6 protein-coding genes are annotated in these 3217 nt (G+C 58.9%); 3 read left to right on the top strand and 3 right to left on the bottom strand.

Translation table 11 applies throughout. From position 1 onward, the window contains the following. The first annotated feature begins 223 nt into the window (after positions 1-223). Positions 224-730, top strand: a complete 507-nt coding sequence (locus EOA60_RS37780) for a hypothetical protein (protein WP_128293302.1) — start codon at positions 224-226, stop codon at positions 728-730. A gap of 132 nt (positions 731-862) precedes the next feature. Next, positions 863-1156 carry a PilZ domain-containing protein gene (locus EOA60_RS39210; RefSeq protein WP_127335365.1) on the top strand — a complete coding sequence of 98 codons (294 nt, stop codon included), beginning with the start codon at positions 863-865 and terminating at the stop codon, positions 1154-1156. 59 nt (positions 1157-1215) lie between these two features. On the opposite strand, the gene EOA60_RS25435 is transcribed toward EOA60_RS39210, so the two are convergent. Together EOA60_RS25435 and EOA60_RS25440 are read right to left on the bottom strand one after the other, a co-directional pair. After that, positions 1216-1503: a hypothetical protein gene (locus EOA60_RS25435; RefSeq protein ID WP_245460854.1), complete on the bottom strand. Its 288-nt coding sequence runs from the start codon at positions 1501-1503 to the stop codon at positions 1216-1218. Positions 1504-1745: 242 nt separating this feature from the next. Continuing rightward, positions 1746-2198 carry a MucR family transcriptional regulator gene (locus EOA60_RS25440; protein ID WP_127216593.1) on the bottom strand — a complete coding sequence of 151 codons (453 nt, stop codon included), beginning with the start codon at positions 2196-2198 and terminating at the stop codon, positions 1746-1748. A gap of 203 nt (positions 2199-2401) precedes the next feature. On the opposite strand from EOA60_RS25440, the gene EOA60_RS25445 reads away from it, so the two are divergent. Continuing rightward, positions 2402-2782, top strand: coding sequence for a cytochrome c family protein (locus tag EOA60_RS25445; protein ID WP_128293300.1), 381 nt, complete (start codon positions 2402-2404; stop codon positions 2780-2782). Between the two features lie 91 nt (positions 2783-2873). Here the strand turns inward: EOA60_RS25445 and EOA60_RS38360 are convergent. Next, the coding region (locus EOA60_RS38360) for a hypothetical protein (protein ID WP_206628221.1) at positions 2874-3217 on the bottom strand (344 nt) is incomplete at its 5' end.

Here is a 3217-nt window from a genome sequence, read left to right on the forward strand (position 1 = left end):
GACCCGGATCCAGCGCTGTTCGTCACCGCGTAGGTCCGTGACCTCACTGCCCGTGGCTGTTTCCGCTGCCACCCATGGAGTATTGGCGTTGATGGTACGACTAGTCACAACGCTGTCCCCATCCATCTCTTCCACCCGATAGACCTTCATGTGCGACCTCTGCTCCATTTATTTCCCAATCTGAACAGAGAAGCGGCGACCGGACAAGGATGCTGAAAACACGATGCCCGTCACCCCGGGCAACGGGATGGCGGGCATCGATCTAGCGGTTGCCGACGAGGAAGGTGGCGCATTTCCCCGCCGGTTCCATCCAATGTTATCGCGAGGATTTGGTTTCAGCGTAGGGACCAAAGCGTCAGACCATCCGACTTCGGTCGCATCGGAACATTTCCGCCAGTCGGCAGGTTTGGCTTCGCGGCGCGATGCCAAGAGGATCGCGCCATTGGGTAGCAGAGACCCCTGGAGCGCCGCTTGTCCCCTCAGCGAGCGGGCTCTTGGTCCTCAGACCTTTGAAAGCCCTTTATGGAAGAGCTATCCAATGAACAGCTACACCGTTGAAATGATGTCAGGGTTGGAAGCGGTCTCTGTTGCCTACGCGAGGACCACCTCACCGAAAGCAGCCGCTGAATGGGTGACCGGCCGAACCGTACAGGACAGGCGAGACGAGACCGAATGGGTTCGCGTCACCGACGACACCAATCGAGCGGTCTACAAGTTTGCCTACAAATAGGAAAAGGACTGCCGCCGACACCCAGCCTGACGAGGGAATTGTGAGCAGGTTGGGCGCTCAATGGTCCCGCCCTGCTTGAGCCATAATTTTCGGCTCGACGGAGCACTGGAAGGCCGTTCACGTTGTAAGCCTATGGAAACCCCACCTCCAGACGCTCCCCGTCGAGAACACCGCCCGCGCGTGCTGAAGGGCGGAACGATCATCACTGGTTTCCGAAACTCGGAAATCAGCTGCTCACTACGCAATCAGCACTCCCAAGGAGCCGAACTGAGGTTGGCCGCAGACATTCAGATCCCAGCACGCTTTCTGCTCTACGTTCCGGTCGATGGGATCGCTTACAAAGCTGTCGTTCGTTGGCGAAAGAATGACCGCGTCGGCGTCGAATTTGAGGGTACCGAGCCAAAGCCGAAGTTCCATTGCGGTTGAATGCCGAAGGCAGCACCTGATCGACAATGGCGCGGCCCCACGGCTCGCAGGCTGGATTCCTATTCGTCCCGGTCCCCGTCGTTTTCATCGTCGGGTTGACTGTTCGGGGGTGCACCGTCCGCTTGCTCTTCGACGTATGCTTGGCAGCCTTCGTTGAACGATTGGCTATCACCATCGCAGTCTCGCTCGTCGATGATGTCGTTGCTTGCCGCCCAATCATAGCCGGCTTCGTGTCCCGAGCAGTCATCGGTGCAATCATACCCATGGAAAGTCTCTTGCGCGTTTGCCGGGCGGGCAACAAAGCCGGCCAGCGCAAGGGCACCGGCCGCAACAAGGATCCAGATCATCAAAACATTCCTATCGGCGCCCCGCCGGTCGGGTATTCTGTGACCTTGGCGAAGATGAGTGCCGGTTACTAGCTCAGTTCCAATCCCGGTCGGGTGTTGCGGGACGACGATTCCAGCTTTTGATGGCGTTGAATTCGTCGATGCAGACCGGACCGGATGCGCCACAGTCGTCACATTTAACCACCGACCCGCCTACCGGCTGTCATCGACGGCCTTGCGTCGTTACTGGCAAGGCTCCGCGTTCATCCCGGAGAGCGCTTTTTGCCATTGCCCTTCGCCTGCTTCGCCGGCGCCTTCCGCCCGAGCCCGGCCGCCTTCGCCAGCGCCGATCGCTGCGCCGCATAGTTCGGCGCCACCATCGGGTAATCCGGCTTCAGCCCCCACTTGGCCCGGTACTCGTCGGGCGTCAGCCCGTAGTGCAAGTCGAGATGGCGCTTCAACGATTTGAACTGTTTCCCGTCCTCTAGGCAGATGATGTAGTCGGGGAACACCGATCGCTTCGGGTTGACCGCGGGCGCCCGAGCAGGTTTCTCGGGGTCGCTTGATTGGCGAACGCCTGACAACGACGAATGAATCGATGCAATGAGGTCAGCTAGACCGCTGACGGGGAGGGGATTGTTGCTCACATACGCTGAGACAACATCCGCCGTCAGTCCGACTAGATCGATGTCTTCAACTTCATCTTGTTCGGTCAAGGTATTCACTCCAGGATCTGAATTTAGAGCCAAATGTGGCAAGTTGGTGTGTACTACAACCTTGGAACACACGCCAACGCTCTTACTGCCGATCCGTGAGGATTCGCTCTAGCCGCGGCAACCTACGTCTGGCGGAGTTGAACGCCAGGGCGACCATGGTTCAGGAACTTCACCCCGCGAGCTTCTAAGGGAGGAATGCTGCCATGCGCGCAATCGCACTTTTCATCGCCTCGTCGGCCACGATCTTCATCGCAAGCCCTTCGCGGGCGCAGGATGCCGCCGCAGGCGAGAAGGTCTTCACCAAGTGCAAGGTCTGCCACATTGCAGACCAGGACCAGAACAAGGTCGGCCCGTCTCTGCACGGCGTCATCGGGCGCACGGCGGGCACGCATCCCGGTTTCACTTATTCCATGGCCATGAACGAGGCCGGAAAATCCGGCATCAAATGGGATGAGCCCACGCTGACAAAGTATCTTCAGGACCCGAGGGGGATGATCAAAGGAACGAAGATGGCGTTTCCCGGCCTCAAGAACGATCAGGACGTAGCCAACGTCATCGCTTACCTGAAACAGTTTTCGAAGTAAGCGGGCCCTTCCAGGCTTCTTTCGGTGGCGCCGGCTCGCCCCGACCGAAGGCGGCCGGCATGACGCTGCTGAAGTGTGGCCGCCGGCGCCGTCATGCAGGCAGCGCAAAAAATCCCAGCACCAACAGAATGGCTATGCCAAGGCCGAGTATGAGAAGCGTTCGCGTGTCCATGACGTTCGCCTTCGACCAGGCGCATGACCCGGAAATCGGGAAAGGATCACGGCCAATCAAAGTGATCCAGCCTCCTTTGCGCGTCCCGGAGCCCTGCGTTGTAGCTGTATAAGAATACCGCAAAAAAACCTCTCGAACCAGCGTGCAGCTCTGGCCGGCCACCGCACCCTCGTTCCAATGAAAAGAGACAAATCGGGCGCAATGGAGTATGTTGGCTGCCGGTGCAGGTCGCGGTTTTGCGTGGCCAACATGCAGAGCGGTAG

Origin of the sequence: Mesorhizobium sp. M1A.F.Ca.IN.020.06.1.1 (assembly GCF_004023265.1) — a bacterium.
Lineage (GTDB): Bacteria > Pseudomonadota > Alphaproteobacteria > Rhizobiales > Rhizobiaceae > Mesorhizobium.

Excerpts from the sequence above, each read along its gene's own strand:
- EOA60_RS25445 (WP_128293300.1), top strand. The coding sequence starts at position 2,402 with ATGCGCGCAATCGCACTTTTCATCGCCTCGTCGGCCACGATCTTCATC.
- EOA60_RS37780 (WP_128293302.1), top strand. The coding sequence starts at position 224 with ATGCCCGTCACCCCGGGCAACGGGATGGCGGGCATCGATCTAGCGGTT.
- EOA60_RS25435 (WP_245460854.1), bottom strand. The coding sequence starts at position 1,503 with ATGATCTGGATCCTTGTTGCGGCCGGTGCCCTTGCGCTGGCCGGCTTT.
- EOA60_RS39210 (WP_127335365.1), top strand. The coding sequence starts at position 863 with ATGGAAACCCCACCTCCAGACGCTCCCCGTCGAGAACACCGCCCGCGC.